The 26071-nt window shown below is 60.4% G+C and carries 24 protein-coding genes and 1 tRNA gene; 16 read left to right on the plus strand and 9 right to left on the minus strand.

The window, feature by feature from the left end; translation table 11 throughout:
* Positions 1-19 precede the first annotated feature (19 nt).
* The gene (locus ACSAMW_RS21435; protein WP_500591979.1) at positions 20-922 is read left to right on the plus strand and encodes a pseudouridine synthase; all 903 of its coding nucleotides are present in this window, start codon (positions 20-22) and stop codon (positions 920-922) included.
* On the opposite strand, the gene ACSAMW_RS21440 is transcribed toward ACSAMW_RS21435, so the two are convergent.
* The 4 genes from ACSAMW_RS21440 to mobA all read right to left on the minus strand — a co-directional run bounded on the left by ACSAMW_RS21440 (position 910) and on the right by mobA (position 4047).
* Positions 910-2760, minus strand: coding sequence for an ATP-binding protein (locus ACSAMW_RS21440; RefSeq protein WP_500594101.1), 1851 nt, complete (start codon positions 2758-2760; stop codon positions 910-912). The two genes, ACSAMW_RS21435 and ACSAMW_RS21440, sit on opposite strands and share 13 nt — an antisense overlap.
* 244 nt (positions 2761-3004) lie before the next feature.
* Positions 3005-3081 (minus strand) — tRNA-Pro (locus ACSAMW_RS21445).
* Positions 3082-3160: 79 nt separating this feature from the next.
* Positions 3161-3382, minus strand: coding sequence for a YgdI/YgdR family lipoprotein (locus ACSAMW_RS21450; RefSeq protein ID WP_168084213.1), 222 nt, complete (start codon positions 3380-3382; stop codon positions 3161-3163).
* A gap of 74 nt (positions 3383-3456) precedes the next feature.
* A complete protein-coding gene (gene mobA / locus ACSAMW_RS21455) occupies positions 3457-4047 on the minus strand; it encodes a molybdenum cofactor guanylyltransferase MobA (protein ID WP_500591980.1) in 591 nt (196 codons plus the stop codon).
* Between the two features lie 71 nt (positions 4048-4118).
* On the opposite strand from mobA, the gene moaB reads away from it, so the two are divergent.
* The 5 genes from moaB to ACSAMW_RS21480 all read left to right on the plus strand — a co-directional run bounded on the left by moaB (position 4119) and on the right by ACSAMW_RS21480 (position 8715).
* Positions 4119-4658: a molybdenum cofactor biosynthesis protein B gene (moaB, locus tag ACSAMW_RS21460; RefSeq protein WP_500591981.1), complete on the plus strand. Its 540-nt coding sequence runs from the start codon at positions 4119-4121 to the stop codon at positions 4656-4658.
* Positions 4642-5862 carry a molybdopterin molybdotransferase MoeA gene (locus ACSAMW_RS21465; RefSeq protein WP_500591982.1) on the plus strand — a complete coding sequence of 407 codons (1221 nt, stop codon included), beginning with the start codon at positions 4642-4644 and terminating at the stop codon, positions 5860-5862. Before moaB ends, ACSAMW_RS21465 begins: the two co-directional genes overlap by 17 nt.
* A gap of 78 nt (positions 5863-5940) precedes the next feature.
* The gene (gene yegS, locus ACSAMW_RS21470) at positions 5941-6843 is read left to right on the plus strand and encodes a lipid kinase YegS (RefSeq protein ID WP_500591983.1); all 903 of its coding nucleotides are present in this window, start codon (positions 5941-5943) and stop codon (positions 6841-6843) included.
* An 83-nt stretch (positions 6844-6926) separates the two neighbouring features.
* Complete coding sequence (locus tag ACSAMW_RS21475) at positions 6927-7856, plus strand: chemotaxis protein CheV (RefSeq protein ID WP_500591984.1); 930 nt, start codon at positions 6927-6929, stop codon at positions 7854-7856.
* A 55-nt stretch (positions 7857-7911) separates the two neighbouring features.
* Positions 7912-8715 carry an MOSC domain-containing protein gene (locus ACSAMW_RS21480; RefSeq protein WP_500591985.1) on the plus strand — a complete coding sequence of 268 codons (804 nt, stop codon included), beginning with the start codon at positions 7912-7914 and terminating at the stop codon, positions 8713-8715.
* 99 nt (positions 8716-8814) lie between these two features.
* Here the strand turns inward: ACSAMW_RS21480 and ACSAMW_RS21485 are convergent, their stop codons facing one another.
* A complete protein-coding gene (locus tag ACSAMW_RS21485; RefSeq protein WP_500591986.1) occupies positions 8815-10761 on the minus strand; it encodes a transglycosylase SLT domain-containing protein in 1947 nt (648 codons plus the stop codon).
* Between the two features lie 153 nt (positions 10762-10914).
* Between ACSAMW_RS21485 and ACSAMW_RS21490 the strand changes: the two genes are divergently transcribed.
* On the plus strand, positions 10915-12822 hold the full coding sequence (locus ACSAMW_RS21490; RefSeq protein ID WP_500591987.1) for an ATP-binding cassette domain-containing protein: 1908 nt from the start codon (positions 10915-10917) through the stop codon (positions 12820-12822).
* A 27-nt stretch (positions 12823-12849) separates the two neighbouring features.
* Here ACSAMW_RS21490 and ACSAMW_RS21495 read toward each other — a convergent pair whose 3' ends face one another.
* Positions 12850-13302 (minus strand): universal stress protein, encoded by a 453-nt coding sequence (locus tag ACSAMW_RS21495; RefSeq protein ID WP_500591988.1) that lies wholly within the window; start codon positions 13300-13302, stop codon positions 12850-12852.
* A gap of 100 nt (positions 13303-13402) precedes the next feature.
* Here ACSAMW_RS21495 and ACSAMW_RS21500 point away from each other — a divergent pair, with 100 nt between their 5' ends.
* Entirely contained in the window at positions 13403-13846 is a 444-nt protein-coding gene (locus tag ACSAMW_RS21500) for a type II secretion system protein (RefSeq protein WP_500591989.1), read from the plus strand.
* Positions 13847-13848: 2 nt separating this feature from the next.
* Here ACSAMW_RS21500 and ACSAMW_RS21505 read toward each other — a convergent pair whose 3' ends face one another.
* Entirely contained in the window at positions 13849-15483 is a 1635-nt protein-coding gene (locus tag ACSAMW_RS21505) for a methyl-accepting chemotaxis protein (RefSeq protein ID WP_500591990.1), read from the minus strand.
* 265 nt (positions 15484-15748) lie between these two features.
* Here ACSAMW_RS21505 and fadB point away from each other — a divergent pair, with 265 nt between their 5' ends.
* The 6 genes from fadB to ACSAMW_RS21535 all read left to right on the plus strand — a co-directional run bounded on the left by fadB (position 15749) and on the right by ACSAMW_RS21535 (position 22968).
* Positions 15749-17896, plus strand: coding sequence for a fatty acid oxidation complex subunit alpha FadB (gene fadB / locus ACSAMW_RS21510; protein WP_500591992.1), 2148 nt, complete (start codon positions 15749-15751; stop codon positions 17894-17896).
* A 30-nt stretch (positions 17897-17926) separates the two neighbouring features.
* Complete coding sequence (gene fadA, locus ACSAMW_RS21515) at positions 17927-19102, plus strand: acetyl-CoA C-acyltransferase FadA (protein ID WP_168084226.1); 1176 nt, start codon at positions 17927-17929, stop codon at positions 19100-19102.
* 73 nt (positions 19103-19175) lie between these two features.
* The gene (locus tag ACSAMW_RS21520; protein ID WP_168084227.1) at positions 19176-19427 is read left to right on the plus strand and encodes a DUF1653 domain-containing protein; all 252 of its coding nucleotides are present in this window, start codon (positions 19176-19178) and stop codon (positions 19425-19427) included.
* Positions 19428-19524: 97 nt separating this feature from the next.
* The gene (gene topA, locus ACSAMW_RS21525; protein WP_500591993.1) at positions 19525-22134 is read left to right on the plus strand and encodes a type I DNA topoisomerase; all 2610 of its coding nucleotides are present in this window, start codon (positions 19525-19527) and stop codon (positions 22132-22134) included.
* 24 nt (positions 22135-22158) lie between these two features.
* A complete protein-coding gene (locus ACSAMW_RS21530) occupies positions 22159-22683 on the plus strand; it encodes a DUF6586 family protein (RefSeq protein ID WP_500591994.1) in 525 nt (174 codons plus the stop codon).
* 51 nt (positions 22684-22734) lie between these two features.
* A complete protein-coding gene (locus ACSAMW_RS21535; protein WP_168084230.1) occupies positions 22735-22968 on the plus strand; it encodes a hypothetical protein in 234 nt (77 codons plus the stop codon).
* A 14-nt stretch (positions 22969-22982) separates the two neighbouring features.
* On the opposite strand, the gene sulA is transcribed toward ACSAMW_RS21535, so the two are convergent.
* Together sulA and lexA are read right to left on the minus strand one after the other, a co-directional pair.
* On the minus strand, positions 22983-23465 hold the full coding sequence (gene sulA, locus ACSAMW_RS21540) for an SOS-induced cell division inhibitor SulA (protein ID WP_500591995.1): 483 nt from the start codon (positions 23463-23465) through the stop codon (positions 22983-22985).
* 12 nt (positions 23466-23477) lie between these two features.
* Entirely contained in the window at positions 23478-24089 is a 612-nt protein-coding gene (gene lexA / locus ACSAMW_RS21545; RefSeq protein ID WP_168084232.1) for a transcriptional repressor LexA, read from the minus strand.
* A gap of 188 nt (positions 24090-24277) precedes the next feature.
* Here lexA and ACSAMW_RS21550 point away from each other — a divergent pair, with 188 nt between their 5' ends.
* The gene (locus tag ACSAMW_RS21550; RefSeq protein WP_500591996.1) at positions 24278-24976 is read left to right on the plus strand and encodes a TetR/AcrR family transcriptional regulator; all 699 of its coding nucleotides are present in this window, start codon (positions 24278-24280) and stop codon (positions 24974-24976) included.
* A 66-nt stretch (positions 24977-25042) separates the two neighbouring features.
* Positions 25043-26071: a beta-N-acetylhexosaminidase gene (gene nagZ / locus ACSAMW_RS21555; protein WP_500591997.1), complete on the plus strand. Its 1029-nt coding sequence runs from the start codon at positions 25043-25045 to the stop codon at positions 26069-26071.

A 26071-nucleotide genomic window follows, 5' to 3' on the forward strand; every position in this document is an offset into this window, starting at 1 on the left:
CAATGATGAGCCTGCAAACATGAGTGCGTCAACGTTCGACCCATCGGCCTCTCAAGCCAGTACCTTCTGCTTGCCGCCGGGGCCTTGGCAAACCGTGCTGGACTGCCTTTCTGATCGCTTTCCCTCCGTGGGCCGGGCGCGTTGGGCCGATCGCTTTGGCCGGGGCCGAGTGTTGAGTGCACAAGGGGAGCCGCTATCTGCAGATCACCCGTACCGCGTAGGCTTGCGCGTCCATTATTACCGAGAGGTCGCTCAGGAAAAGTCGATTCCAGTACAGGCACGTATCGTTCACCAGGACGACCATCTGCTGATCGCCGATAAGCCTCACTTTTTGCCCGTTACACCTGCTGGAGAGTTCGTCGAGGAAACCCTATTGCGCAGGCTTATCCGCACTACAGGCAACCCGCACCTGGTGCCGCTGCACCGCATCGACCGGCACACGGCTGGCCTGGTGATGTTTTCTACCCAGCCGTCCACACGGGGCCCTTATCAGCAGCTCTTCCCCACGCGGCAGATTACGAAGGTGTACGAAGCAATGGCACCCGCTTTGCGCGGCCTCGTTTTCCCCCATGTGCGGCACAGCCGCATAGCGCGTGGCGAACCTTTCTTCTGCATGAGGGAGGTGGAGGGCGATGCCAACAGTGAAACCCGTGTGGAAGTCATCGATCACAATGGCCCTCTGTGGCGCTATCGGTTGTTTCCAGTGACAGGGCGCACCCATCAGTTGCGTGTCCATATGGCAGGTCTAGGCGCCCCACTGTGCAACGATCCCTTTTACCCTACTGTAACGCCCCAAGGTGTGCCGGATGATTATGAACGGCCCCTTCAGTTGTTGGCCAAAAGCCTGTCCTTCAAAGACCCGCTCACGGGCGACCACCGTAGCTTTGAAAGCCACCTGTCGCTGCTGCCTCAGTTAGCCTGAAGAAGTTGACTCACGCCTGCCTTGAGATCATTCATCGTGAAAGGCTTCAGAAGCAGATGAGCCTGTTCTGTCGTGAACCCGGCAGTCGGGACCGCGTTTTCCGAAAAACCTGTGATGAACAAGACTTTCAAGGCAGGGCATATCCGGAGCGCCGACTCTGCCAGCTCGTCGCCGCTCATTCCGCCAGACAGGCCTATATCGGTGACGAGCAGTTTCAGATCAGGCAAATAACGCAGTAATGCGAGAGCCTGCTCTGCGGTCTCGGCTTTTGACACGTCGTAGCCGGCGTCTTCCAGCACCTCACCTACCAGGTCCCGGATGGCGGCCTCGTCATCGACCACCAGCACTTCGCCGTTGGCGTTTGAGCCAGCGGTGGCTCCACCACAGGGTATAGAGGTAGGCGAGGCGGGGAGGGGGCCCTCGTAGAGCGGAAGAAATACGCTAACAGTGGTTCCCGCCCCTACGAGGGATTTGATTTGAGCGTCCCCTGAGGATTGCCGAGCAAACCCGTACACCATGGAGAGGCCAAGCCCGGTGCCTGCGCCCAGGGGTTTGGTTGTAAAGAAGGGATCGAAGGCGCGCTCCGCGACGTTCTGTGGCATGCCGGTCCCTGTGTCACTGACGCGTATGGCCACATACTCGCCTTCGGGCAACGTCACACCAGCAGTCGCTGCATCAAGGCTCGTACGTAGCACTTCGACCTGCAAACGGCCGCCTTGCGGCATCGCATCGCGGGCGTTGATGCATAGATTCAATACGACGTTTTCCAGCTGGTGTGCATCGCAAAAACACCACACAGGAACCTCTGGTGTCACCAACCGCAGGTCTACGCGGGGGGTAAGGGTGCGGCTGATCAATTCCTTCATGTCTTGAACAAGCAACCCTGGGTTCACCGGTTTGCTGGCAAGCGTCTGTCGCCTGGCGTAAGCCAGCAGCCGATGGGTAAGCGAGGCCGCGCGCCCTGAGGCTGTCTGGGCCAGTGCCAGGTAACGTTCCAGGCCATGGCTCTGGCCTTGGGCAATGCGGGACTGAAGCAGCTCAAGGCTGCCGGCGATAACCGTCAGCAGGTTGTTGAAATCGTGAGCCAGGCCGCCGGTCAGTTGCCCGACAGCCTCCATTTTCTGGCTCTGTTGAAGCTGCGAACGCATCTGCTCCAGTGCATCTTGCCGTTCCTTGAATAGCGTCACATCACGGGCCACCGCAAAATATTTCCCGTGCCGGTGCGCGATTCGCCAGTTCAGGTGAATAGGCGAGCCATTCTTGCGGACACCTGCCGTATCTTGTTCAACGATAGGGCGCTGGCGTAATTCTCGAAGTGCTTCATCAAGCTGGTGGGGTGGAATAAAGGCAGCGAAGTGCCCGCTTTTGAGTTCAGGTTCAGTCCAGCCTGTTTCATGTTCCCATGCCGGGTTCATGGCCAGGGGTTCCCCCTCCTCGGACACTGCGCAGATCAGGTCTGGGGAGACATTCCAGATGCTGTCTCTCTCCTGGGTGCGGCGTTCTACTTCTTCCTCAAGGCGCTGGTTGATACCCGCCATCATGTTCAGGTTTTGCCGGAAGAGTGCGCATACCACGGCCATGCCCAACGTCACCACGCCAAAGCTGATGCTGTTGGTCCAAGCCGACAGGTTTTCTTCAAAGCCCCGCGGGCCGATAAAGAAGTACTGCGCTGCCAGTACCGCCAGCACGCTTCCTACGACCGAGGGGCCTACCCCGAACCAGAAGCCGGAAAACATCAGGCCAGGAATAAAAAACAGGTAGGGAAGGGCAGTGCTAGGCATTTGAGCGCGTATGGCACAGCAGAGAAGAACCACTGCTATGGCACCTATGTACCGCACGGGGGCGGGCCACTGATTGCGGGCAGTACGCTGAATGGCCGTAATCAGCGAGGACAACAGGCTATGCAAGGGCGGGCTCCTGATGTGTTGGCTTGCCGGGCATTGCCTATGTGACCTCGTGCCAGGGTAGAGGTGCGGCGAGCAGCGAAGCCTGGCCCTGTGGCCAAAAAAAACCCGCGCTAGGCGGGTTTTCTATACCGTTGGCCAGGCTGTTGGGCAGGCCTGGAAACGCAAAATGGCAAAATGGTCGGAGAGACAGGATTCGAACCTGCGGCCTTCTCGTCCCGAACGAGACGCGCTACCTGGCTGCGCTACACTCCGATACGGGGAAGCATATCGCTGCGATACAGCACCTGCAACCCCGTGACGTTGCGCTTAAGCCCTTGAAAAGGCCGTAGCCTTACAGCTCTTTGACGGTGCGTACCTGGTCTTTGTTGACACGGGTCTGCTTGCCATCGAGCTGTTCGATTTCATAGAAACCGGAGTCTTCATCGTACTTGGGCGTATCAACAGCCTGGATTTCACGGCCATCGTTTAGGGTGATGACCGTTGGGGTGGAGCATCCCGCCAGCGCGGCCAGGCCTGCTGCGAGCAAAACGGCGGGAAGAATCCTGTTGGACATTTCTAGTCTCCGAAAAGAGGTGTCTGGTTGACCCTCGTAAGACGCAACGCTAACGAGCAAGTTCCTCATAAGGTTCACAGGCTCGCCATCAGCTCGAGGGTGTTGAGGTTGCGCAAGCGCGCGTCATTGGCCGGGCAGTCCAGGGCCTGGGGTTCAAGCGCCAGCAGCACTCGCCGTGGGCTGCGCTCTCCCTCAGCCCAGGCGCTGACCAGGGCGGTGATCGCCGACGTGGGCAGCACACAGATCAAAGGCTCCCATATCCCGCCCTGACGCACAATCAGAGGCTTGTCAGCGTGCCTTGCGTGCGCACTCAGCATGACTTGGATCAACGAAGCATCCACGGCAGGCACATCGCACGGCAGTACCAGCACGCGCTCATGACGCGCTTTGGCAAGCCCGGCGGACAGCCCCGCCATGGGCCCTGGAAAACCTGCCTCGGTATCCACGACCAGTTGGTCGGCGAACACGGCATAGCGGTCGACGTTGCGGTTGCAGGAAATGATCAGGTCATCTGTGAACTGCCGCACTTGCCGGTGCAGGTGCTCGATCATGGGCAGGCCTTGCCACGGCAGCAGCCCTTTGTCCTGCCCGCCCACCCGTGCACCCTGGCCGCCAGCCAATAGCAGGACGGAAGCGGGCGAGGCTACATCAGAGGCAGTGTTCATGAGGTCGGTTCGGCAGGAGAAGGGCCGTGTGATATAACATTCGGCGTTTTCCTCAACAACTGGAACGTGCAATGACCGCCAAGGCCGATGCTCCGTTTGTACCGCTCAATATTGCGGTACTGACTGTCAGCGATACCCGTACTCGGGACACCGATACCTCCGGTCAGTTGTTTGTAGACCGTTTGAAGGCTGCTGGCCACCGCCTGGCCGCCCGCGTGCTGCTCAAAGACGACCTGTACCGAATACGCGCCCAAGTGGCCACCTGGATTGCCGAAGACGAAGTGCAAGTGGTGCTCATTACCGGTGGCACCGGGTTCACTGGGCGCGACAGTACGCCTGAAGCGGTAGCCTGCCTGCTGGACAAACATATCGATGGGTTCGGCGAGCTGTTCCGCCAGATCTCCGTGGCTGATATCGGCACCTCCACCGTCCAGTCCCGAGCCCTGGCGGGGCTTTCCAACGGCACGCTTGTATGCTGCCTGCCGGGTTCTACCAACGCCTGCCGTACGGGCTGGGATGGCATCCTGGCCGAGCAGTTGGACAACCGCCACCGCCCCTGCAATTTCGTTCCGCACCTCAAGCAGGCCGAGCCTTGTGAAAGCCGTGGGTGACTCATCCTTCAAGGGCTTGCTACCCCTGAGCGAGGCCCTTGAGCGCCTGCTGGCGCTAGCAGACAGTGCCCTTCTGGAGGGTACCGAGTGTGTGCCATTGGCCGCGGCCGACGGCCGCGTTCTGGCAGAGGCACTCCACGCCACCAGCGACCTGCCGCCGTGGCCTAACAGTGCCATGGACGGCTATGCTTTGGCCCATGCTGACTGGGTGGGTGAGCCGATGGAGGTGAGCCAGCGTATTTTCGCAGGCCATTCCCCAACGCCCTTGCAACCTGGCACCTGCGCCCGGATCTTTACCGGGGCACCGGTGCCCGAAGGCGCCGATTGCGTACAGATGCAGGAAAACGCAGAGGTCGATCACGATGGCCGAGTGCGTTTCACCCAGCCCATGAGGGCTGGCCTGAATATCCGCCCCCGCGGGCAGGAATGCACCGCAGGCGAGCGCGTGCTTGAGGCCGGTACCCGCCTGGGCCCGATCGAATTGGGCCTAGCAGCGACCCTCGGCGCTGCGCACGTTACGGTTACCCGCAGGCCCCGTGTCGCTGTGTTGTCCACTGGTGACGAATTGGTAGCTCCAGGCGAGCCCCTGGGGCCAGGGCAGATCTACAACAGCAATCGCACGTTATTGTGCAGTTGGCTGGCTCGCACCGGGTGCGAAGTTGTAGACGCGGGCATCATCGTGGACGACCTGGAACTCACCCGTGACGCACTGGCCGGCCTGCATGAGGTAGATCTCATACTTACCACAGGGGGCGTGTCGGTCGGCGAAGCGGATTACCTGGGGCAAGCCCTGCGCGAGGGTGGCCAGCTGAACCTGTGGAAGCTGGCCATAAAGCCTGGCAAGCCCCTCACTGTGGGCCACTACCAGGGTACGGTGGTCATCGGGCTACCCGGCAACCCGGCTTCTACGCTGGTGACCTTTGCGTTGCTGGCGCGGCCTTACCTGCTGAGGCGCATGGGGTGCACACGTGTACTACCCCGGGGGCATCAGGTAGCAGCAGGGTTCAAATGGCCTGAAGGCAGCCGTCGAGAATTTCTCCGCGCCCGCGTGCACGAGGGCCGTGCCGAGCTGTACCCGAACCAGAGTTCAGGCGTGTTACGCAGCGCTGCCTGGGCCGATGGCCTGGTAGAAGTGCCTGAAGGCCAGGCAGTGGAAGAGGGCAATACCGTGAACTTTATCCCCATGAGTGAGTTGCTGGCCTGAGAAAATGCGCAGCGCTGGCGCTTTTCGCCTTGCCGTGCGGTCACATGCCCAATGACGGCTCAGCAAGGGGTGAATTACATGGAAACGCGCAAGGCATGGCTGATCCTGCATGGCAAGCAGGCATTGAACGAAGACGTTCGGGACGCGGTAATGGCCCGGCGCAAAGAAGGTTGGGATATCACTGTTCGCCTGACCTGGGAGGGGGGTGACGCCGCCCGCTTGGTAAAAGAAGGGTTGGCGGCAGGCTATACCACGCTTATCGCCGGCGGCGGCGACGGTACGTCGCGCGACGTGGCCGAAGCCTTGGCGCTGGCCGACAGTGATGCAACCTTGGCCCTGATGCCGCTGGGCACCGCCAACGACTTTGCCCGCGCGGCTGCCGTGCCGCTGGAGCCTGCCGGGGCCCTGGCCTTGCTGGATCAGCCTGCACGCCCTGTGGACTTGGGCGAGGTGGGTGGCCAGCTGTTCCTGAACATGGCCACGGGGGGCTTTGGTAGCCAAGTGACGGCTAACACCTCCGAAGACCTGAAAAAAATCCTTGGCGGCGCTGCCTATCTGTTTACCGGGCTAAGCCGTTTCAGTGAGCTGCATGCTGCAAAGGGTGTGCTTCACGGGCCGGATTTTCATTGGGAAGGCGAGCTTCTGGCGCTAGGCATCGGCAACGGCCGCCAGGCCGGTGGCGGTCACCTGTTATGCCCTGAGGCGGTGGCCGATGATGGCCTGCTGGACGTGAGCATTCTGCCAGCGCCTACGGAGGTGGTGTCTACACTCAAGGAGTTGCTGTCCGGTGGGCTTGGGCTGGACGGCCTCTTCGTGCGTGTGCGCCTGCCTTGGGTCGAGATCCAGAGCGCTGAGGGCCTGGACATCAACCTGGACGGTGAGCCCCTTCAAGGCACTGATCTGCGCTTTGCAGCTCGGCCTGCCGCGCTTCGGCTGCACTTGCCACCTGATTGCCCTCTGCTTAGCCGACGGACTGCATGACAACCTCGGCCTGCCCCGGCTCAAGTTCCCCGGGGTAGCGCCGATAGCCCGTACATGTATTTATCCTACCGCCGGGGACTTTCATGGCAGGCATTCTTGACAGCGTTGACCAGCGCACCCAGTTAGTGGGTGAAAACCGCCTGGAAATCCTCATGTTCCACCTGGCGGGCCGCCAACTGTTCGCGATCAACGTGTTCAAGGTCCAGGAGGTGTTGCAACTGCCCAAGCTCACCTTGATGCCTCAACGTCACCCGTTTGTCTGTGGCGTAGTCAACCTGCGTGGCCAGACGCTGCCGGTCATTGACCTGTCCCAGGCTATTGGTATGCGACCTCTACAGCCGGGGCCGGACAGCACCATCATCGTCACGGAGTACAACCGCTCAGTGCAGGCATTCCTGGTGGGGGGTGTGGACCGCATCATCAACATGAATTGGGAAGCTATTCTGCCGCCCCCGACCAGCGCCGGGCGTCAGCATTACTTGACGGCCATCACGCGCGTTGAAGACAAGCTGGTCGAGATCATTGACGTTGAGAAGGTGTTGGCGGAGATCGTGCCCTATAACGCCAAGGTGTCCAAGGAAAAGCTTGAAGACACGATGCTTGCCAAGGCTCGGGGCCGTGAAATTCTGCTGGTGGATGACTCCACTGTCGCCCTTTCGCAGCTGCGCGATACCCTGTCGCAGCTGGGCGCGATACTGCACGTGGCCAGTGATGGCCTCAAGGCCCTGCGCCTGCTGCAGAAGTGGGCTGATGCCGGTGAAGACGTGTGCAGCAAGCTGCTTATGGTGTTTACCGACGCTGAAATGCCGGAAATGGACGGTTATCGACTGACGACCGAGATCCGCCAAGACCCGCGCTTGCGCGAGCTGTATGTGGTATTGCATACGTCGCTTTCTGGCAGCTTCAACGAATCCATGGTCAAGAAAGTAGGCTGCGACAATTTCCTGTCCAAGTTCCAGCCAGACAAACTGGTAGAAGTGGTGCGTCAGCGCCTGGAAATGGAACTGGGCTGAGTTAGCAGGCAGCGGTTCGGTTAAGCTGTGGGCCACGCCACCTGGATGCCCGCTCATGCGCCTGACCGCTCTGTACCGTTACCCTGTCAAATCCGCCCAAGGCGAGCCGCTTGAGGCCTCTCCTGTAGAGCCTTTGGGGCTAGCGGGTGACAGGCGGTGGCTGCTCGTAGAAGAGGCCAGTGGCCGCTTTCTCACGCAGCGTACATTGCCGGTGATAGGGCAGTTGTCGGCCCTTTATAACGCGGCTGGCGGCCTCGACCTCTGCGCGCCGGGCCTGCCTGCGCTGCAGGTGGCATTGCCTGAGGCCGACAGCGACTTACGCGGCGTCATTATCTGGAAAGACACCTTGCGTGTGCCTGATGCGGGCGATGCTGCGGCCGAATGGGTGAGCGCCTTGATCGGCAAGCCTGCACGGCTGGTGTACGTGCCTGAGCACCGTGCTCGTCCATTGGGGGCTGGGGACGGTCAACCCGATGACCGTGTGGCGTTCGCCGATGGTTTTCCTTTGTTGCTGATCAATCAGGCTTCCGTAGATGACCTTTCTTCGCGCATCGGCCGAGAGATGGCCATGCTGCGCTTTCGGCCAAACCTGGTCATCGACGGGGCAGCCGCTTACGCCGAAGACGGGTGGAAGCGCTTGCGAATAGGCAACGTGGATTTTCGTTTGGCGTCCCCCTGTGCGCGCTGCATCATGACCACTATCAACCCGGATACCCATGAGCGTGATAGCGACCGCGAGCCGTTGAATACCCTCAAGGGTTACCGGCTGCGTGACGGCGGCATCATGCTCGGGCAGAACCTGATTCCGGATGGGCGGGGGGTCGTGGAAGTGGGCATGGAAGTGACGGTGCTGGAGTAAGAGGCCGTAGAGGACTGTTCCCGGCCTGCGCCTGTACTTTTTTCTGCGGTTACGGCCGGTCCCGCATCAGAACCGGCCGTGGCATAGCGCCTGTACCTATCAGATATCGTCGAAGAACCGCTCATGCCAATCCACGATGGGCTGTGGGGTGTTGAGCTTGGCGCCGTAGATCACTGCATAGGACAGCACGTTCTGCACGTATTGGCGGGTTTCGTCGAACGGGATGGATTCGACCCATACGTCAAAGCTTAGGTGATTCGCACCGCGCAGCCATTGCCGTACACGCCCGGCACCGGCGTTGTAGGCCGCAGAGGCCAGCACTCGGTTGCCGTTGAACTGCCCATGCACCACGCTCAGGTAGGCCGCGCCTAACTGTATGTTGGTATCAGGGTTGATGACCTGCTGGGGGTTGGCCAAAGGAATGCTGAACTTGCGCGCGGTTTCCTTGGCGGTGGCCGGCATGAGCTGCATCAGGCCCATGGCCCCTACCGAAGAGCGGGCATCGTCCATGAAGGCGCTTTCCTGGCGCGTGATCGCGAACACCCAGCTGGCATGGATACCGCGCAGCCGTGCTTCGCGCAGCAAGGTATCCCGGTGGGCCATGGGGAAGCGGATGTTCAGGTCGTCCCAATATTGGGCCTGGCTGATGGTGCGGATGGCCGGGAAGTACCAGCCCATGTCATAGGCCAGCTTGGCCTGCGCAACCATCTGATCGCGGTCGAAGTGGCGGGACACGTAATACCATTCACGCCGACCGTCCACGATCTGCCCGCGCTGGTACAGCTCCATGGCCCGGCGTATGCCTGGGGCGTTACGCACGGCGTTCATCTGTGCCTGGGTCAGGGGCAGTGGCTTGTTGGTCAACTGATAGGGCACCTGGGTGCGATCGGCCGCCAAGAAACCATAGAAGTCCCGCTCTTTGGCAACCGCCTTGTACAGGATGGGCACTTGAGGGTCGGTTGGCCTGGCCAGCTCCAGGGCGCGGGCCTCCCAGTATTTCCAGCGGTTGGTTTGGGCCAGGCTGGCCGGCAGCCGGCGGGTAAGGTCGTAGGCGTCCTGCCAGCGGCCCAGGCGCAGCAGCAGGCGCAACCGCCATTCACTGACGGTGTCATCGCGCAGGTCTGGGTCGTATTGGGTCATAAGGTCCAGGGCACGCGGGTCGTAGCTTCGCGCCAGCCCCAGGCCGATGTCCTTGGCGATGGCCACCTTTTCATCTGCACCAAAGCGCATGGTGGCGGCATAGCTGTCCAGCAGGCCCATGGCCTTTTCCGGGTTCTGCCGCGCCAGACGGCGCAGGCCCAGGCCCACGGCATCTGCCATGGCTTCATCTGCAGGCTGGAACAGCGCAGGTTTGTCGAGCAGCTCGGGGTTGCGGGCCACATCCAGCAGGCGCCGGCCTTGTGCCTGCAAGGTAGGCAGGCCATCCACCAGGCTGGTGGCCAGCGTGTAGTTGCGCGCCTGCGCGGCCAGGCGCACCCGTTGCCAGCGCTTCTGTTCGGTCAGTTGCCCCTCGGCAGCCCAGCGGCCGAACAGCGGGTCGCAGGCCGCCGGCCGGTCCTTGCCACTCAGCCACAGCCTCTCGGCGTTGGCATACCCCTCGGCACGCAGGCTAGGTTGGGTAAGCTGATATTGCCCGTACAGGCAGTCCAGCTCAGTGAAGTTGAGCTTGCTATCGTAGTACTTGACGAAGGTGGGCCAATCCCCACGCTCGGCCAGCATGCGTAGCCAGCGCAGTTTGAGCCAGTTGATCTGAGGCAGGTCGCCGTGGGCGGTGATGAACGCTTCCACTTCCTCATCGCTGGCGCCCGGCAGGCGCGCGGTGAGTTCGTCATAGGCCAGGTAGGGCTCCAGCGGGTAGTCCACCAGCATGGCCTTGTACTGGAAGTAGGGCGCGCTGTTGCCCTTGGCCAGTGCAGCCTTGGCCTGGTCGTAGTACTGTCGCTGAAGGGTGAGGTCTCCAGCCTGGGTATAGGGGGTGAAAGCAAGGGCGCCAAGCAGCAGCGCAGGAACCAATGCGGGAACAAGGCGGGACAGTCGACTGCGCATGAGACTTCCGGGAAGCGTACAGATTGGCCGCTAGCTTAGCCTGTTGCCCTCTGCCCCGGAAGCGTGCCAGGTGTTTCGGCATATGCCGCCCGGCGTTTGCTGTGCGCACGCGGCACATCAGGTAAACTGCGCACCGGTTTTTCGGAGAATCTCATGACCCTGCTCAAACTGAGCGATGTTTCCCTTGCATACGGCTCCATGCCGCTGCTCGACAAGGTTTCCTGGCAGATCGCTCGCGGCGAGCGGGTCTGCATCATTGGCCGCAACGGTACGGGCAAGTCCAGCATGCTGCGGCTGGTGCGGGGCGATCGCAAACCCGACGATGGGGATATCTGGCGCGCGCCCGGTCTCAAGATCGGCGAGTTGCCCCAGGAGCTGCCGCGTGCCGACGACCGTACCGTGTTCGACGTGGTGGCCGAAGGGCTGGCCGGTGTAGGCGAACTGCTTGCGCAGTATCACCACCTGAGCCAGAACATCGTGACCGACGCTGACCTGGATGCGCTGATGCATTGCCAGCAAGCGTTGGAGGCCCGTGACGGTTGGCGCTTGCAGCAACTGGTGGACAGTACCCTGAGCCGGTTGCAGTTGCCTGCAGACAAGACCCTGGCCGAATTGTCGGGGGGATGGCGCCGCCGCGTACTGCTCGCCCAGGCCCTGGTGTCCGAGCCTGACCTGCTGCTGCTCGACGAACCCACCAACCACCTGGACATTGGCGCCATCGCCTGGCTTGAGGAAGCGCTGGCCGGGTTTGGCGGTGCTGTGCTGTTCATCACCCACGACCGGGCCTTCTTGCAGAACCTGGCAACGCGCATCCTGGAGCTGGACCGCGGTCACCTGATCGACTGGAATGGCGACTACGCCAGCTTCCTGGTGCACAAGGAAGCGGAACTGGCTGCCGAAGAAACGGCCAATGCCCTGTTCGACAAGCGCTTGGCCCAGGAAGAAGTGTGGATTCGCCAAGGCATCAAAGCCCGGCGTACCCGTAACGAAGGTCGTGTGCGTGCGCTCAAGGCGCTGCGCGTGGAGCGCGGTGAGCGCCGCGAGCGCCAGGGCAAGGCTAACATCCAGCTGGACGTGGCAGACAAGTCCGGCAAGCAGGTGATTGCGCTGGAGAATGTGAGCTATGCCCATCCGGGCGGGCCGTTGCTGGTCAAGGACTTCTCCATGGTCCTGCAGCGCCAGGACCGTATCGGCCTGCTTGGCGCCAATGGTACCGGCAAGACCACCCTGCTCAAGCTCATGCTGGGCGAACTTCAGCCTACTGCTGGGAAGGTAGACCAAGGGACGAAGCTGGAAGTGGCCTATTTCGACCAGCTGCGCATGCAACTGGACCTGGAAAAGACCGTGGTCGATAACGTGGCCGAAGGCCGCGACTTTATCGAAATTGACGGGCAGAACCGCCACGTCCTCAGCTATTTGGGCGATTTCCTGTTCAGCCCACAGCGGGCGCGTACGCCTGTGAAGGCGCTCTCGGGTGGCGAGCGCGCGCGCCTGCTGCTGGCCAAGCTGTTCAGCAAGCCAGCCAACCTGCTGGTACTGGACGAACCCACCAACGACCTGGACGTGGAAACCCTGGAGTTGCTGGAAGAAGTGCTGTCCAGTTTCAATGGCACCGTGTTGATGGTCAGCCACGACCGGGCCTTCCTGGACAACGTGGTCACCAGCACCTTGGTCTTTGAAGGCGAGGGGCAGGTGCGCGAATACGTAGGCGGGTACCAGGAGTGGATTCGCCAGGGTGGCTCTGCCAAGCTGCTGGGCGTTAAGGAAACCAAGCCCCAGAAGGCCGAGCCTGCGCCAGCTGCGCCGGCGGCGGCACCTGTTGCTGCTGCCCCTGCATCTGCCAAGAAGAAGCTCAGCTACAAGCTTCAGCGCGAACTGGAGGCGCTGCCTGGGCAGATCGAAGCCATGGAAGCGCAGATTGGCGACGTACAGGCCCAGATCGCTTCACCGGCATTTTACCAGCGGCCTGCTGCGGAGACCGCCGCCGTGCTGGCGAGCCTGGAAGACCTGCAGGCTCGCCATGATGTGTTGGTAGAGCGGTGGGCCGAGCTGGACGCCTAAGCCTAAGCCTAAGCCTAAGGGGCAGGGTCAGGCCTTATCGGTCTTGGCCCTGTCCAGTTTTACAGCCAGTACATCGCAGGGTGCACCGTGCAACACATCATTGGAGGTTGAACCCAGTAGCAGGCCCAGCCCATGGCGCCCGTGGCTGCCCACGATGATCATGTCGCATGCCTGCTCTTTGGCCAGCTTGTGGATTTCCTGCCGTGGTTGCCCATAGGTCAGGTGGCAATACTGTTCTTCGATTTCGGGGTACTTGGCCCGCAAGGCGAGCATTCGCCCTTTTGCCTGATCGAACTGCTGCTGTTGAAGCTGAGACAGGTCCATCGGCACATCGCCGCCGAACGCCATGGCCATGGGCTCTACGATATGAACCAGTGAAAGTGTTGCTCCGGTGCCTGCGGCAAGCACGCGAGCGCGCTTGATGACCGGGTCGCATTCCTCGGTCAGGTCCACGGCGACGAGAATATGTTGATAGGACATGACGGTTGCTCCAGGCAAAGGTATGACTTGGATTATGGCCCTTTCAAGGTGGACTTGTGCAGTCCGCCCAGGGGTTGTTTGTTAATTGCGGGAGAGTTCTATGACGGTCCTTATAGTCGTGTCAATCCTGGCGGTGATTTTAAGTCCGCTGGCTTGGCTGCGGCCGTCTCGAAAACAGAGTGGTCGCATGGCTTGCCGCATGCATGCTCGTGCCTTGGGGCTGGGCATGCAATTGGCGCCGCAGCAATGGCCTCACTGGATGCCAGCGCACCTGCCTACGCCTGCGGCCCAGTACCACAAACCCCGGCCAGCCACAGCCAGCGGGGAATGGACCTGGTGGCAGCCGGAGCCCGGCCGTTGGGTCAACCAATGGCGCGAGGACTGCCCGCCGTCGCCCTTGCTGGACCAGCTTCGCTCACTGCCACCTGATGTGTGGAAGGTACAAGCGGAGCGACGAATGGTGAGCGCCATCTGGGGCGAGGGCGGGGGTATAGACAAGGCCGAGCGCCTGGATAGCGTACTTAGGTCCCTGGCCAGCACATAGCCTCAGACACGGAACTGCTGCAGCGCTGCGTTGAGCTGCTCGCTCAGGGCTTTCATGTCTACGCTAGTACGGCTCGATTGCTCGGCGGCACTGGCGGTACCTTGGGATAGCTCGGTGGCCTGGGTTACATTTCGGTTGATGTCTTCGACCGCCTGACGCTGATGTGCTGTGGCGGTGGCAATGGCACCGTTGAGGGTGTTCAGGTTGCGCAGCCCCTGCACCACCAATTCCAGGCTGCGGCCAGCGTCATTGGCCTGATCGATGGTGAGCTGCGAGGCCTGGCTGCTTTCATTGATCACGTTCACTGCCGCCTCGGAATGATGCTGCAAGCGTTCAGTCATGGCCTGAATCTGCGCCGTGGACTTCTGGGTACGCTGCGCCAGCAGCCGGACTTCATCCGCCACCACAGCAAACCCACGGCCTTGTTCGCCTGCCCGGGCCGCCTCGATGGCCGCGTTGAGGGCCAGCAAGTTGGTTTGCTCTGCGATGGCGCTGATAACGTCCAACACGCCGCCGATTTCTGTACTTTCTTCTGACAGCGTGCGAATCACCTCAACGGCCTGGGCAATGGTGCCGGACAACTGATCGATCTGACGAACGCTGTTCTCAATGCTTGCCTTCCCTTCCCGGGCCTGTGACTCGGCAGTACGCATTTCACTGGCAGCGTGTTCAGCCGTCCGTGCTACCTCCTGGACGCCAAGGGTCACATCGGTCACCGCCGTGGCCACCAGGTCCATTTGTGCGCATTGGCGCGTGCTGCTGGATTGAGCCTCAAGGGCCGTGGTGCCCAAGGTATGTGCGGAAAGGCCAAGCTCGTCTGCAGACGCCTGAAGGTGGCCGATCAGCCCGCGCATTTTGCGCGTAAAGCCATTGAAGTGACGGCTTAGCTGAGTAATTTCATCATTGCCGTTGGTCTGGAGTTCCTGTGTAAGGTCCCCTTCGCCGCTGGCGATATTGGCCAGGGCGGTCACAGAGGCTTCGAGCGGCCTGACAATACTGCGGGCTATCACAATGATCGCCAGCGCCAGTGCAAATGCGATGAGCAGGCCAGCTACGGCCACCTGGATCGCTTGAGCCACAAATTCGGCCTCCACATCATCCACGTATACACCAGAGCCGATCACCCAGCCCCATGGCTGGAACAGTTGTACGTAGGAGGTCTTGGCCACCGGTGCAGTCGCACCCGGTTTGGGCCATCGGTAGTTCACCATGCCGGCACCCTTGGCTTTGGCAAGGGCTACCATTTCATTGAAAACGGCAAACCCGTCCGGGTCCCGGATACCGGACAGGTCCTGGCCTTCGAGCTTGCTGTTGGTGGGGTGCATCACCATCACCGGGCGCAGGTCGTTGATCCAGAAATAGTCTGTACCGCCGTAGCGCAGGCCGCGGATAGCCGCAATGGCTTGCTGCTGGGCTTGGCCCTGAGTGAGCGCGCCGGACTTTTCCAGCCCGTTGAAGTACTCGAGCAGGCCAGTCGCGGTCTGCACCACATGCATGGTTTTCAGCGCCTTGGCACGGTAAAGGTCGTCATGAATCTGCTTGAGCATCACCAGCCCCAACACTGCGACCATGCCCACCGCCAGCACCAGGATCAACCACAGCCGTCGGCTGATGGAAAAATTGCGTAACAGGTTCATGAACGGTCTCCGGGCTGTGGTGCAACAGGGCAGGGCAACGGCACTGGCAGTATCAACGGTGTCGGCGGCGCGCCCGGCAAACTTGAGCGAAGGGGCGAATGATTGACAATCTTCGGCTTTTCGCTGAAGGTGTGCACACCCGAATCAAACGGGCGTATGAATCGGTCGTTTGCCACCGTATTCATTCCCCGAACGCGTGCCGGCGGGTAAGCCGCAAGGCTGCTCTGGCACGTCTCGTTCAGCTTCCATTCCTGGAGATCAGTTGATGATTTACGAAGGTAAAGCCATCACGGTTAAGGCTCTTGAAAGTGGCATCGTCGAACTCGCCTTCGACCTCAAGGGTGAGTCCGTCAACAAGTTCAACCGCTTGACCCTCACCGAGTTGCGTGAGGCTGTGGAGGCCATCAAGGCTGATTCATCGGTCAAGGGCGTGTTGGTCACCAGTGGCAAGGACGTGTTCATCGTCGGTGCCGATATCACTGAGTTCGTCGACAACTTCAAGCTGCCCGAAGCCGAGCTGACGGCTGCCACCCTGGACGTGAACCGGATTTTCAGCGCCTTCGAAGACCTGCCATGCCCCACCCTGGTGGCCATCAACGGCATTGCCCTGGGCGGCGGTCTGGAAATGGCGTTGGCAGCGGACTTTCGTGTGATGTCCACGGCTGCCAAGATTGGCCTGCCAGAAGTGAAGCTGGGTATCTATCCAGGCTTTGGCGGTACCGTTCGCCTGCCACGGTTGATTGGTGTGGACAACGCCATCGAATGGATTGCCTCCGGCAAGGAGCAGCGCCCAGACGACGCTTTGAAAGTGCGTGCTGTGGACGTGGTGGTCGCACCTGAGCAACTGCGCAGCGCGTCCTTAGACCTGTTGGGCCGCGCCATCTCGGGTGAGATCGACCACTTGGCCCGCCGCCAGCCGAAGCTGGAAAAACTCAAGCTCAATGCCATCGAACAGATGATGGCATTCGAGACGGCCAAAGGCTTCGTGGCGGGCCAGGCCGGCCCCAATTACCCCGCGCCTGTGGAAGCCATCAAGACCCTGCAGAAAGCCGCCAACTTCGGCCGGGACAAGGCGCTGGAAGTCGAAGCCGCCGGCTTTGTGAAAATGGCAAAAACGCCTGCCTCTGCGAGCCTGATCGGGCTGTTCCTGAACGATCAGGAGCTCAAGCGCAAGGCCAAGCACTACGACAAACAGGCCGCCGACGTGAAACAGGCTGCGGTGTTGGGCGCCGGTATCATGGGGGGCGGTATCGCCTACCAGTCGGCGTCCAAGGGCACGCCTATTCTGATGAAGGATATCAACGAGAAAGGCCTGGAACAGGGGCTCAGCGAAGCATCCAAACTACTGGGCAAGCTGGTGGAGAAGGGGCGCCTGACCACGGACAAAATGGCCGTTGCACTCAATGCCATCCGCCCGACCCTGTCCTATGGCGATTTCGGCCAGGTGGACATCGTAGTTGAAGCCGTGGTCGAGAACCCCAAGGTCAAGCAGGCGGTATTGGCTGAAGTCGAAAACCATGTGAAGGAAGGCACCGTGCTGGCCTCCAACACGTCCACTATTTCCATCAACCTGCTGGCCAAGGCCCTCAAGCACCCGGAAAACTTCGTAGGCATGCACTTCTTCAACCCGGTGCACATGATGCCCCTGGTCGAAGTGATCCGTGGTGAACACTCCAGCGAGCAAGCGGTGGCCACCACCGTCGCCTACGCCAAGAAAATGGGCAAGAACCCCATTGTGGTCAACGACTGCCCAGGCTTTCTGGTCAACCGTGTGCTATTTCCTTACTTCGGCGGGTTCGCCAAGCTGGTCAGCGCCGGTGTGGATTTCGTGCGTATCGACAAGGTAATGGAGAAATTCGGTTGGCCCATGGGCCCGGCCTACCTGATGGACGTCGTGGGCATCGACACAGGCCACCATGGCCGTGATGTGATGGCCGAAGGCTTCCCAGACCGTATGAAGGACGACCGTCGTAGTGCCATCGACGCGCTGTACGATGCAAACCGCCTGGGGCAGAAGAACGGCAAGGGCTTCTACGCGTATGAAACCGACAAGCGCGGAAAACCCAAAAAAGTGACCGATGCGGCGGTGCTGGACCTGCTCAAGCCAATCGTGCACGAGCAGCGTGAGGTAAGCGACGACGATATCCTCAACTGGATGATGATTCCGCTGTGCCTGGAAACCGTGCGCTGCCTGGAAGACGGTATCGTGGAAACCGCTGCCGAGGCGGACATGGGCCTGGTGTATGGCATTGGCTTCCCTCCCTTCCGAGGCGGCGCCTTGCGGTACATCGACGCGGTAGGCGTGGCCGAGTTCGTCGCCATGGCCGACCGTTACGCTGACCTGGGCCCGTTGTACCAACCCACTGAGAAGCTGCGCGAAATGGCCCGTACCGGCCAGCGTTTCTTTGGCTGAGCCGCCCGACAACAGAGCGAGATTTGCACGATGAGCCTGAATCCAAGAGATGTGGTGATTGTCGACTTCGGTCGTACACCCATGGGCCGCTCCAAGGGCGGCATGCATCGCAATACCCGCGCCGAGAACCTGTCGGCCACCTTGATCGATCAATTGCTGGCACGCAACCCAGGGGTTGATCCCAAGGAAGTTGAAGACGTGATTTGGGGCTGCGTGAACCAGACCCTGGAGCAGGGCTGGAACATTGCCCGCATGGCGTCGCTGATGACTCGCATCCCGCACACGGCGGCTGCACAAACCGTCAGCCGCCTGTGCGGCTCGTCCATGAGTGCCTTGCACACGGCTGCCCAGGCCATTCAGACCGGCAACGGCGATGTGTTCGTGATCGGTGGTGTTGAGCACATGGGGCATGTAAGCATGATGCATGGCGTGGACCCTAACCCGCAGATGTCGCTGCATGCCGCCAAGGCCGCGGGCATGATGGGCCTGACCGCCGAGCTGCTGGGCAAGATGCACGGCATTACTCGCGAGCAGCAGGACGCCTTTGGTGTTCGCTCCCACCAGCTGGCCCACAAGGCCACGGTGGAAGGTTTGTTCAAGAACGAAATCATCCCGATGGAAGGCTACGACGAAAACGGCTTCCTGAAGGTATTCGATTACGACGAAACCATTCGCCCTGAAACCACCCTTGAAGGGCTTGCGGCACTCAAGCCAGCGTTCAACCCCAAAGGCGGTACTGTCACGGCGGGCACTTCCTCGCAGATCACGGACGGTGCCTCCTGCATGATTGTCATGTCAGCACAGCGTGCCAAGGACCTGGGCCTGCAGCCCATGGCCGTCATTCGCGCCATGGCCGTGGCCGGTGTAGACCCGTCGATCATGGGCTATGGTCCCGTACCGGCCACCCAGAAAGCGCTCAAGCGGGCGGGCCTTACAGTCGCGGACATCGATTGCTTCGAGCTGAACGAGGCCTTCGCTGCCCAGGCACTGCCGGTGCTGAAGGACCTGAAAGTGCTGGACAAGATGGACGAAAAGGTCAACCTTCATGGCGGTGCAATCGCCTTGGGTCATCCTTTTGGTTGCTCAGGTGCCCGCATTTCCGGCACTCTGCTTAACGTTATGAAGCAAAAGGGTGCGACGCTCGGCGTGGCTACCATGTGTATCGGGTTGGGGCAGGGCATCACTACGGTGTTCGAGCGCGTCTGATCGCAGTGGTGGTGAAAACCGGGGCCTCGTGCCCCGGTTTTTGTTTCAAGTATTTTCAAATGAGAGGCGGCATATGCTGTTACAACCTGGCATCTATCGGCACTACAAAGGGCCGGAGTACCGTGTATTCGGCGTTGCGCGCCACTCGGAGACCGAGCAACAGGTGGTCTGCTATCAAGCGCTATACGGAGAATTTGGCCTCTGGGTTCGCCCTTTGGACATGTTTATGGAGTCGGTAGAGGTTGACGGCGAGCAGGTCCCGCGCTTTGCTTTGGTGCAAGCCGAGGCGAGCCTTTTTGAATCGGCACCGAGTAGTGGCGTTTAGTTACTACGCTTGACCTCGCTCAGTTGCCACTATATATAGCGGGGCCTCGAAAGGCGTCGCCGCCTTTTCTTTCTGTTTTTTAGGAATCTTCCGATCCATGGGAAAATCGCTGGTCATTGTGGAATCCCCGGCCAAGGCCAAGACGATCAACAAGTACCTGGGCAACCAGTACGTGGTGAAGTCCAGTATCGGCCATATCCGAGACTTGCCCACCAGCGGTTCGTCCAACACCAAGGAGCCCGCTGCTCGCAAGGCCAAGACGGCTGGCGAAGCGCCCACTCTTACGCCCCGGGAAAAAGCCCGGCGGCAATTGGTGGCACGCATGGGGGTAGATCCCGACCACGGCTGGAAGGCCAAGTACGAAATCCTTCCAGGCAAGGAAAAAGTCATCGAAGAGCTGCGCAAGCTCGCCAAGGATGCTGACACCATCTACCTCGCGACCGACTTGGACCGCGAAGGGGAGGCCATTGCCTGGCACCTGCGCGAAGCCATTGGCGGTGACGACAGCCGCTACAAACGCGTGGTATTCAACGAGATCACTAAAAAAGCCATCCAGGACGCGTTCTCGCAGCCTGGCCAGCTAGACATCGACCGTGTAAACGCTCAGCAGGCGCGTCGCTTCCTCGACCGGGTAGTGGGCTACATGGTGTCCCCACTGCTGTGGCAGAAAATCGCCCGTGGCTTGTCTGCCGGCCGTGTTCAGTCCGTGGCAGTGAAACTCGTGGTGGAGCGCGAGCGCGAAATCCGAGCGTTCATTCCCCAGGAATACTGGGAACTGCATGCAGACCTGGCCAGTTCCAAGGCCAAGGTCCGCTTCGAGGTGGCGCGCGAGCATGGCGAAGCCTTCAAGCCGCTTAATGAAGAGCAGGCCATGGCTGCCGTGGCCAAGCTCAAGGCCTCTAGCTACAGCGTGGCCAAGCGTGAAGACAAGCCCACCAGCAGCAAGCCGTCGGCGCCCTTCATCACGTCTACCTTGCAGCAGGCGGCCAGCAACCGGCTTGGTTTTGGCGTAAAGAAAACCATGATGATGGCCCAGCGCTTGTACGAGGCCGGCTACATCACTTATATGCGTACCGACTCCACCAACCTGTCGGTAGATGCCCTGGACATGGCGCGTGCTTACATCGAAAGCAACTTTGGCAAGCAATACCTGCCAGCGGCCCCCAATGTCTACGGCAGCAAGGAAGGCGCTCAGGAGGCGCACGAAGCCATCCGCCCTTCGGATGTGAACCTGCATCCTTCACAGCTCAGCGGCATGGAGCGGGATGCGGAGCGGCTGTATGAGCTTATCTGGCGCCAGTTCCTGGCTTGCCAGATGCCGCCGGCGCAATACCTTTCCAGTACGATCACCGTGGCCGCGGGTGACTTCGAATTGCGCGCCAAGGGCCGAATTCTCAAGTTCGATGGCTATACCAAGGTGCTGCCTCAGGTCAGTAAGCCTGGGGAAGATGACGTGCTGCCGGAAATGGCCCAGGGAGAAGCTCTGAAGCTGCTTGAGCTGGACCCTACCCAGCACTTCACCAAGCCACCAGCGCGGTTCTCGGAAGCCAGTTTGGTGAAAGAGATGGAAAAGCGCGGCATTGGCCGGCCCTCTACTTATGCCGCCATCATCTCTACCATCCAGGACCGGGGCTATGTGACGTTGCACAACCGCCGATTCTATTCGGAAAAGATGGGCGACATCGTGACCGAACGTCTGGGTGAGAGCTTTGCGAACCTGATGGATTACGGCTTTACCGCCGGCATGGAAGAGCATCTGGACGACGTTGCCCATGGTGAGCGCGATTGGAAAAATGTGCTGGATGAGTTCTATGACGACTTCCGCAGCAAGCTGGAGGTCGCTGAAGCCAGCGAAAACGGCATGCGTGCCAACCAGCCGACCCTCACCGATATTCCCTGCAAGGAATGTGGGCGGCCGATGATGATCCGCACGGCGTCTACCGGAGTGTTCCTGGGATGCTCTGGCTACAGCCTGCCGCCCAAAGAACGTTGCAAGTCCACGCTTAACCTGGTGCCCGGGGATGAAATTGCCGCCGACGATGAGGGTGAGTCCGAATCTCGCGTGCTGTTGAACAAACACCGCTGCCCAATCTGCGCCACGGCGATGGACGCTTACCTGCTGGACGAAAAGCGAAAGCTTCATATCTGCGGTAACAATCCCGATTGCCCTGGTTATGAAATCGAGGAAGGCAGCTTCCGCATCAAGGGCTACGAAGGGCCAAGCATCCAGTGCGATAAGTGCGGCAGTGAGATGCAGCTCAAGACCGGCCGGTTCGGCAAGTTCTTCGGCTGTACCAACGCAGCCTGTAAGAATACGCGCAAACTGTTGAAGAGCGGGGAAGCGGCACCACCGAAAATGGATGCGGTGAAGATGCCGGAACTCAAGTGTGAAAAGGTAGACGATACCTATGTGCTGCGTGACGGCGCCTCGGGCCTCTTCCTGGCCGCCAGCCAGTTCCCCAAGAACCGTGAAACCCGCGCGCCGCTGGTACGCGAACTGCTGCCTCACAAGGACGAGATCGACCCCAAGTACCATTTCCTGTTTGACGCACCTGTAAAAGACCCGGAAGGGCGCTTCTCGGTCATCCGCTACAGCCGAAAGACCAAGGAGCAGTACGTACAAACCGAGGTGGACGGCAAGCCAACAGGCTGGCGCGCGTTCTTCGACGGCAAAGCGTGGAAGGTTGAAGACAAGCGTTCAAGCTAACAGGCGTCACGCCCGGAGGTTTACATGGCATACGAGCTCTACACCCGCACCAACCAAAAGCTGTATTTTGCGGGCATTGCCCTGGAAGCCTTAGGAAAGGCCGAAGAGGGGACAGCCATAAACGCTGCCGCGTTGGTGCAGGCCGAGCGTGAAACGGTGCTATTCCACCTCTACGGCGCGTTGCTAGGCCTGTGTCACGAAATCGCCGGGTATTACCACATGGCGGGTGCCACATCTGCGCAGGCGGAGGTATTTCTCACGCCAGAGGCACTGGCAGCGGCGCCCAACCCGCAGTTGGGTGAGCTGGTGGAGTTGGCAGGCAACCGCGATACCTGGTTGGCCACCTTGATGAAGGCGTACGGCGCACTGTGGCAGCCGCCCCGTGCACCCAGCAAACCCAAGGGGGATGTGACAAAGCCTTTGATTGAGGCGGTCAACCTGGACACGCCTGCACCAGCGCCTGAGCTGACCCGTGAAACGATGGAGGGCTGGCGCCAGCAGCTCAAATCGCTGGCATTACGGTTTCGTGATGGCCTAAGTGAGTGCTGATCTGCTCACTGGCTGTTACAATGGCCATCTTTCCTGGAGAACCGTTCTGTTATGTCCACGTCTTTTCTTGAAATCGTCGAACTTCCGGATGGCAGGATAGAACTCCGCCGCGCCGAAGACGAAGGCTCACTGGTCACGCTCAACTTCTCGGAAGACGCCAAAGCGTTCTTGCATGGTCAGCACGTTGAGGTGGCAAAAGCCATGCTAAGCGTAGGTGTCCAGATGGCAGGGAAAATGGTCGAAGGCGATTTCGACCATGGCGAAGGGCCTCGTGTTCTGCACTAAGGCCTGTTGCCGATTTAGCCTAAACGAATATTAAGGCTTTGCGCGTCGCCCTGGCGCGCGGCGGCAACCAACTGCTGACGTCCCATACTGCTCAAGGGGTTTACCCAACTCACCACTGTATGGCTTTTGCCAAGCCGCAGCGCCTCGCAGGCCAGTTGGTGCGGCGTTTGGCTGGCGCGTGGTTGCAGCAACAGGATGCGTTCACGGTTCAACCCGGCTTCTCTTAGCCAGCTTTGGGTAAGGCTTGTAGGCGGAGCGATCAACGTGAGCCACCGCATGTGCTCGCCGTCGCTCAGTTCACGCAGCATTGGGGCCAGAAGGCTAAGGCAGCTCCCGGTTGCGCCACGCAGGCTTAGCTCACTGAACACCTCGGGAGCTTGCAGTGGCCAAACTTCTTCTGGGGCTTTCTGGAAAGCCGCAGGGGGCGCGATAAAGGCTTCGAACAACGACAGCTGGGTATGCTTGACGCTATCAGGCGTTACCGGGGAAAACTGCATTGCCACCTCCTGTTATCGGCGTATAACGCCAACGCTGAGCCCTTCAATGACCAGATCCTGTTTGCGCAGGTCAACCTCGATTGGCGCAAAATCAGGGTTTTCGGCCAGTAACTGGACTTTGTGGCCTTCTCGTTTGAAGCGTTTTACCGTCACTTCATCACCCAGGCGTGCTACAACGATCTGGCCGTTGAGTGCTTCCCGGCAGGTGTGTACGGCCAGCAAGTCGCCGTCCATGATGCCCACATCCTTCATGCTCATGCCGTGCACCCGCAGCAGGTAGTCGGCCTTGGGACTGAAGAAAGCAGGGTTGATGCTGCAGGTGGTTTCGATGTGTTGTTCGGCAAGAATAGGCGCCCCTGCTGCCACACGGCCGATAACCGGCAAGGTGGAGTCGTTTGCCACTTTGGGCTCGGCGCCAGGGATGCGAATGCCGCGGGAGGCGCCGGGCGTCATTTCGATAGCGCCTTTGCGCGCGAGTGCCTTAAGGTGCTCCTCGGCAGCGTTGGGCGATTTGAACCCCAGCTCTTGCGCGATCTCTGCACGTGTAGGGGGGAAGCCGTTATCGTCGAGGCAACGCTTGATGAAAACAAGGATTTCGGCCTGACGTGGCGTAAGTTTCTGCATGGCGTTGGCTCTGGCTTTTTGTACAGTGACTGGAATTATATACAGTATTGTGGGCTTGGCAATACCTTCAGATTTTGGAGGCACGGCTTGAACACGGCTGTGTATGGCTGGAAACTGTGCGACTGCGCTTGACATCTCAGGCGGGGCGAACGTATGTTTCAAACACTTGTTTGTCAGCTGGAGTACCCATGGCACAGTCGGAAACCGTGGAGCGCATTCTTGATGCCGCTGAGCAACTGTTCGCGGAAAAAGGATTTGCCGAAACGTCCCTGCGCCTTATTACCGGTAAGGCAGGTGTCAACCTCGCTGCGGTAAATTACCACTTCGGCTCGAAGAAGGCGCTGATACAAGCAGTGTTCTCTCGTTTTCTCGGGCCGTTCTGCGCCAGCCTGGATCGCGAGCTGGAACGCCGTGCGGCGCGTCCGGACCACAAGGCCAGCCTTGAGGAGCTACTGGAAATTCTCGTGGATCAGGCCATGTCGGTCCAGCCCCGCAGCAACAATGACCTCTCCACGTTCATGCGCCTGTTGGGCCTGGCTTTCAGTGAAAGCCAGGGGCATCTGCGCCGCTACTTGGAAGACATGTATGGCAAGGTGTTCCGTCGCTACATGCTGCTGGTGAACGAGGCCGCACCGCGTATCCCTGCCCTTGAGCTTTTCTGGCGCGTGCATTTCATGCTGGGTGCCGCCGCCTTCAGTATGTCGGGTATCAAAGCGCTGAGAGCCATTGCTGAAAATGACTTTGGCGTAGACACTTCCATAGAGCAGGTCATGCGCCTGATGGTGCCTTTCCTGGCGGCCGGCATGCGCGCTGACAGCGGCGTCAGTGACCCGGCCATGTCCGCTGCCCAGCTGCGCCCCCGTACCAAGGTCGCCGTCAAGGCCTGACCTGCCAAGACAGTTTCGCGCGTATTGGGTACAGTAGCGGCCCTGCTGTTTTCCCAAGGATTTTCCATGAGCGCCAGCCTTCAAGGCTCTCTGATGGTCGACGTCGCCGGCACATGGCTGACGGCAGACGATCGTCACCTGCTGCGCCAGCCCCAGGTGGGCGGCCTTATTCTTTTCGCCCGCAACATCGATCATCCGCGCCAGGTGCGTGACCTGTGTGCAAGCATTCGCGCCCTACGGCCAGACCTGATACTGGCAGTAGACCAAGAAGGTGGAAGGGTACAGCGCCTGCGCCAAGGATTTGTGCGCCTGCCTGCGCCGGGGCATATCGCCCAGGCTGCCAGCGGAGAAGCCGCGCAGGCGCTGGCCCAGGCCTGCGGCTGGATCATGGCAACCGAAGTGCTGGCTGCAGGCCTTGACCTGAGCTTTGCGCCGGTCCTGGACGTGAACCACGGCCGTAGTGCCGTGATCGGTACCCGTGCCTTTGGTAGTCACGTGGATGAAGCGACCCTGTTGGCAGGGGCCTTTATCGAAGGTATGAACCAGGCAGGCATGGCCGCGTGTGGCAAGCACTTCCCGGGGCACGGCTGGGCCGAGGCAGACTCCCATGTGGCCATTCCGGTCGATGACCGCCCCCTGGAAACATTGCGTGCTGTGGACATGCAGCCGTTCATTCGATTGCGCCATCGGTTAGCAGCGGTAATGCCTGCGCATGTGATCTATCCCGCAGTGGATAGCGGGCCGGCCGGTTTCTCCCGCCGTTGGCTGCAAGGCATCCTGCGTACAGAGCTGGGGTTTGAAGGTGTGATTTTCAGCGATGACCTGTCCATGGCCGGTGCCCACGTGGTGGGGGATGCTGCCGCACGCATCGAAGCGGCCTTGGTAGCGGGTTGCGACATGGGCCTGGTGTGCAACGACCGGGCAGCGGCCGAGCTGGCCTTGAGCGCAGCCCAGCGCCTGGGTGTGGCTCCATCGCCGCGGATGGGCGGCATGCGTCGCCGCGCCTTCGTAACCTCTGACTATAAACAGCAGCCTCGCTGGCTAGGCGCGCTCAATGCGCTACGCCAGGCGGGCCTGCTGGAACCTGGAGCCTAA

The sequence above is a fragment of the Pseudomonas sp. AB39(2026) genome, assembly GCF_059831485.1.

Excerpts from the sequence above, each read along its gene's own strand:
- ACSAMW_RS21480 (WP_500591985.1), top strand. The coding sequence starts at position 7,912 with ATGCGCCTGACCGCTCTGTACCGTTACCCTGTCAAATCCGCCCAAGGC.
- fadB (WP_500591992.1), top strand. The coding sequence starts at position 15,749 with ATGATTTACGAAGGTAAAGCCATCACGGTTAAGGCTCTTGAAAGTGGC.
- lexA (WP_168084232.1), bottom strand. The coding sequence starts at position 24,089 with ATGCAGAAACTTACGCCACGTCAGGCCGAAATCCTTGTTTTCATCAAG.
- moaB (WP_500591981.1), top strand. The coding sequence starts at position 4,119 with ATGACCGCCAAGGCCGATGCTCCGTTTGTACCGCTCAATATTGCGGTA.
- yegS (WP_500591983.1), top strand. The coding sequence starts at position 5,941 with ATGGAAACGCGCAAGGCATGGCTGATCCTGCATGGCAAGCAGGCATTG.
- ACSAMW_RS21490 (WP_500591987.1), top strand. The coding sequence starts at position 10,915 with ATGACCCTGCTCAAACTGAGCGATGTTTCCCTTGCATACGGCTCCATG.
- mobA (WP_500591980.1), bottom strand. The coding sequence starts at position 4,047 with ATGAACACTGCCTCTGATGTAGCCTCGCCCGCTTCCGTCCTGCTATTG.
- ACSAMW_RS21475 (WP_500591984.1), top strand. The coding sequence starts at position 6,927 with ATGGCAGGCATTCTTGACAGCGTTGACCAGCGCACCCAGTTAGTGGGT.
- ACSAMW_RS21535 (WP_168084230.1), top strand. The coding sequence starts at position 22,735 with ATGTCCACGTCTTTTCTTGAAATCGTCGAACTTCCGGATGGCAGGATA.
- ACSAMW_RS21530 (WP_500591994.1), top strand. The coding sequence starts at position 22,159 with ATGGCATACGAGCTCTACACCCGCACCAACCAAAAGCTGTATTTTGCG.
- sulA (WP_500591995.1), bottom strand. The coding sequence starts at position 23,465 with ATGCAGTTTTCCCCGGTAACGCCTGATAGCGTCAAGCATACCCAGCTG.
- nagZ (WP_500591997.1), top strand. The coding sequence starts at position 25,043 with ATGAGCGCCAGCCTTCAAGGCTCTCTGATGGTCGACGTCGCCGGCACA.
- ACSAMW_RS21435 (WP_500591979.1), top strand. The coding sequence starts at position 20 with ATGAGTGCGTCAACGTTCGACCCATCGGCCTCTCAAGCCAGTACCTTC.
- ACSAMW_RS21500 (WP_500591989.1), top strand. The coding sequence starts at position 13,403 with ATGACGGTCCTTATAGTCGTGTCAATCCTGGCGGTGATTTTAAGTCCG.
- ACSAMW_RS21485 (WP_500591986.1), bottom strand. The coding sequence starts at position 10,761 with ATGCGCAGTCGACTGTCCCGCCTTGTTCCCGCATTGGTTCCTGCGCTG.
- ACSAMW_RS21495 (WP_500591988.1), bottom strand. The coding sequence starts at position 13,302 with ATGTCCTATCAACATATTCTCGTCGCCGTGGACCTGACCGAGGAATGC.
- topA (WP_500591993.1), top strand. The coding sequence starts at position 19,525 with ATGGGAAAATCGCTGGTCATTGTGGAATCCCCGGCCAAGGCCAAGACG.
- ACSAMW_RS21550 (WP_500591996.1), top strand. The coding sequence starts at position 24,278 with ATGGCACAGTCGGAAACCGTGGAGCGCATTCTTGATGCCGCTGAGCAA.
- ACSAMW_RS21505 (WP_500591990.1), bottom strand. The coding sequence starts at position 15,483 with ATGAACCTGTTACGCAATTTTTCCATCAGCCGACGGCTGTGGTTGATC.
- ACSAMW_RS21520 (WP_168084227.1), top strand. The coding sequence starts at position 19,176 with ATGCTGTTACAACCTGGCATCTATCGGCACTACAAAGGGCCGGAGTAC.
- ACSAMW_RS21450 (WP_168084213.1), bottom strand. The coding sequence starts at position 3,382 with ATGTCCAACAGGATTCTTCCCGCCGTTTTGCTCGCAGCAGGCCTGGCC.
- fadA (WP_168084226.1), top strand. The coding sequence starts at position 17,927 with ATGAGCCTGAATCCAAGAGATGTGGTGATTGTCGACTTCGGTCGTACA.